This is a genomic window from Rhizobium sp. BK060, assembly GCF_014193145.1.
In the GTDB taxonomy this organism is placed as follows: Bacteria; Pseudomonadota; Alphaproteobacteria; order Rhizobiales; family Rhizobiaceae; genus Rhizobium.
The window spans coordinates 1-2,985 of the sequence record NZ_JACHYW010000057.1; the positions used below are offsets into that span (position 1 = coordinate 1).

At 70.1% G+C, this 2,985-nt stretch carries 2 protein-coding genes; both read right to left on the reverse strand.

All coding sequences use genetic code 11. From position 1 onward, the window contains the following. A partial coding sequence (locus FHT71_RS30995) for a cadherin-like domain-containing protein (protein WP_183723268.1) occupies positions 1 to 2,453 on the reverse strand: 2,453 nt, incomplete at its 3' end. Positions 2,454 to 2,492: 39 nt separating this feature from the next. Continuing rightward, positions 2,493 to 2,985, reverse strand: a 493-nt coding sequence (locus FHT71_RS32085) for an ATP-binding cassette domain-containing protein (RefSeq protein ID WP_132595297.1), incomplete at its 5' end; no start/stop codon positions are given.

The window sequence follows — 2,985 nt, forward strand, 5'->3', positions numbered from 1 at the left end:
AGCGACTGGAAGACGAAGATGTCGGAGCCTTCGCCACCGACGAGCACGTTGATCCTGGCCGAGGCGACGAGGAGGTCGTCGCCGGAGCCGCCGCAGGCATCCTCGACATCGACAAGCTCGTCGTCGCCGATCTCCGCACCGGAGGCCTCGCCGCGCTCGATATCGATGACGACGCCGAGCACGGTGGCCGAGGCGTCGTAGCAGTCGCTGCCGCTGCCGCCCTCCATCCGGTCGTTGCCGTCGTCGCCGCTGTTGGGGCTGCCGTTGCCGTCGCTGCGGGCCAGCACGATGAAGACGTCGTCGCCGCTGCCACCGTCGAGGTAGTCGTCGCCGTCGCCGCCGACCAGGTGGTCGTCGCCGCTGCGTCCGGCCACCTGATCGTCGCCACCCCCGCCATACAGGATGTCGGTGCCGCTGCCACCGGAGAAGCGGTCGTCGCCGGCGCCGCCATGGATGGTCTCGAAGCCGCGGATCGTGTCGCGGCCGATCTCCTCGCCCTCGGCATAGCCGGCCTCGATGTCGGCGATCACCACCTTGATCAGCGCCGACAGGTCGAGCGTGTCGCAGCCGGCGCCGCCGTCATAGACGTCGTTGCCGTCATTGCCGCTGCCGCTACCGCTGCTGTCGTCGCCGCTGCTGCTGTCGGCGCCGCTGCCGCCGCTGCTGCTGCCGTCGTTATTGCTGTCGGCGGCAGGGGCGGCCAGCACGATGACGACATCGTCGCCGGCCCCGCCCAAGACCATATCGTCGCCCGCGCCACCGGTCAGCTGGTCGTCGCCGTCGCCACCCTGCAGATGGTTGTCGTTGCCGTCGCCGCAGATCGTGTCGTCATCGGCGCTGCCGATGACGTTCTCGATCTCGGACAGGCTGTCAGTGCCGATGTCGGTGCCGGTGGCGGTGCCGGCCAAAAGATCGACGCTGACGGCAGCCGTCGCGCCGCCGGCGTCATAGGTGTCGCTGCCCTCGCCGCCGACATAGGTGTCGTTGCCGTCGGAGGTGGGGGCCGCGGTAGCCGCCGGCGTGCCGGCCGCCGGCTCCTGGCGCAGGTCCTCGCTGATGAGCCCGACCCGGAAGCTGTCGTTACCGGCCCCGCCGAGCGCCACGTCCTTGCCGAGGCCGCCGGTCAGCACGTCATGGCCGTCGCCGCCTTCCAGCAGGTCGTCGCCCGCCTCGCCGGCAAGCTCATCGTCGCCGTCATCCCCCATCAGGTGATCGTTGCCGGCACCGCCGAACAGACGGTCGTTGCCGGCCTCGCCGATCAGGCTGTCATTGCCCTCCTCGCCGAAGAGATCGTCATTGCCCTCGCCGCCGAACAGCACGTCGTTGCCGGTGCCGCCGAACAGCCGGTCGTCGCCCGCCTCGCCGTGGATCAGGTCGTTGCCGGCACCGCCGAAGACGGTGTCGTTGCCGGCGCCGGCAAACACCACGTCGCGGCCCTCGCGGGCATAGACGAAGTCGTCGCCGGCCTGGCCCGAGACGATGTCGTCGTCGGGCGTGCCGAGCATCCGGTCGTCGCCGTCCGTACCGGCAATCTCGTGCGGCGGCGCCTTCAGGAGCGACAGGCTCGACTGCGTGACGATGCTGCCCTTGCCGTCGCTCACCTGGTAGCTGAAGGTCACCGGGCCGCTGACGCCGCGGGTCGGCGTATAGAGCCAGACGCCGTCGCCATAGGCGGTGATCGCCCCGCTCGAGGCCGTCAGGTTGCGCACGCTGAGCGGATCGCCGTCCGGATCGTAGGTCTTGGCCAGCAGATCGTCGAGGAAGATCAGCATCGACAGGTTGACCATGCCGTTGGCCAGCACGTTGCGGCCGAGCGACACCGGCAGCCGGTTGGCGCGCGTCTCGTCATCGTCGTCGTCACCGCCACCATGACCGCCCGGCGTCCCATCATGACCACCACCGCGACCGTCAAAGCGGCCGCCGCCGCCGCCACCACGATCATGCCCGCGGCCACCGCCGCCGCCATCGCGCGCCCGGCCCGTCTCGGGAAAGTGGAAGCTCTCGCCATCGATGCCGATGCGGCCTTCATTGTCGTTGGCGTTGAAGGCCCGCATCACCGTGTCGGCAAGGTTGGGATTGCGCGGCAGCGGCAGGTCCTCGAAGCTCAGCCGCACCGAGGCGACATGGCGCTTGCGCACCACGCCGGAGGTGCTGGCCATCAGCTCGTCGGTCATGTCGCGCAGGAAGGCGGCGACATCATCGATCGCCGCCAGATTGGTGGCGACGGGACCGGGCGCCGGCTCGGACGGCTCCGGGCCGGCAGCCTTCTGGTCGTGCGGCGGCTCGGGCTTGTCCTTGCCGCTGCCGAGCACGGCGCCGAGCACCCCGAACAGCAAAGGCAGCGAGTAGAGCCGACGGTCGACGCCCTGGTCGGCGGCAAGCCGGAACCGGTTGGCCGGCGCAACGGCCGCCTGGCCGTCGTCCGGCAGTCCGAGGATCAGTCTTTCCTCCATGACGCTCTCCTATCCTTGCTCTTGTCCCTTGCCGGGCCGCTATTCGGCGGCGTTCGCAATCCGGTCGCGACCGGCAGCCGGCGGCGTCTTGCCGACGACCAGCGGGCGCACCTTGGTGGTGGGCTGGATGATCTCGTCCTTCGGCCCGAAGGCGGAAAGCCGGCCGTTCTGCACCAGCCCGACCATGTCGACGGCCGAGAGCGCGCTCGGGCGATGGGCGACGATGACGACGATGCCGCCGCGCTCGCGCACCTTGGCGATCGCCTTGGTCAGCGCCTCCTCGCCTTCGGCGTCGAGGTTGGAGTTCGGCTCGTCGAGCACCACCAGGAAGGGATCGCCATAAAGCGCCCGCGCCAGCCCGATGCGCTGGCGCTGGCCGGCCGACAGCGCCGTGCCATGCGGCCCGAGCTCGGTCTGGTAGCCGTCGCGCAGGTGCACGATCAGCTCGTGGATGTCGGCGGCCTTGGCCGCACGGATGATCTTGCGCGCATCCGGCACCTCGGCAAAGCGCGAGATGTTCTCGGCGATCGTT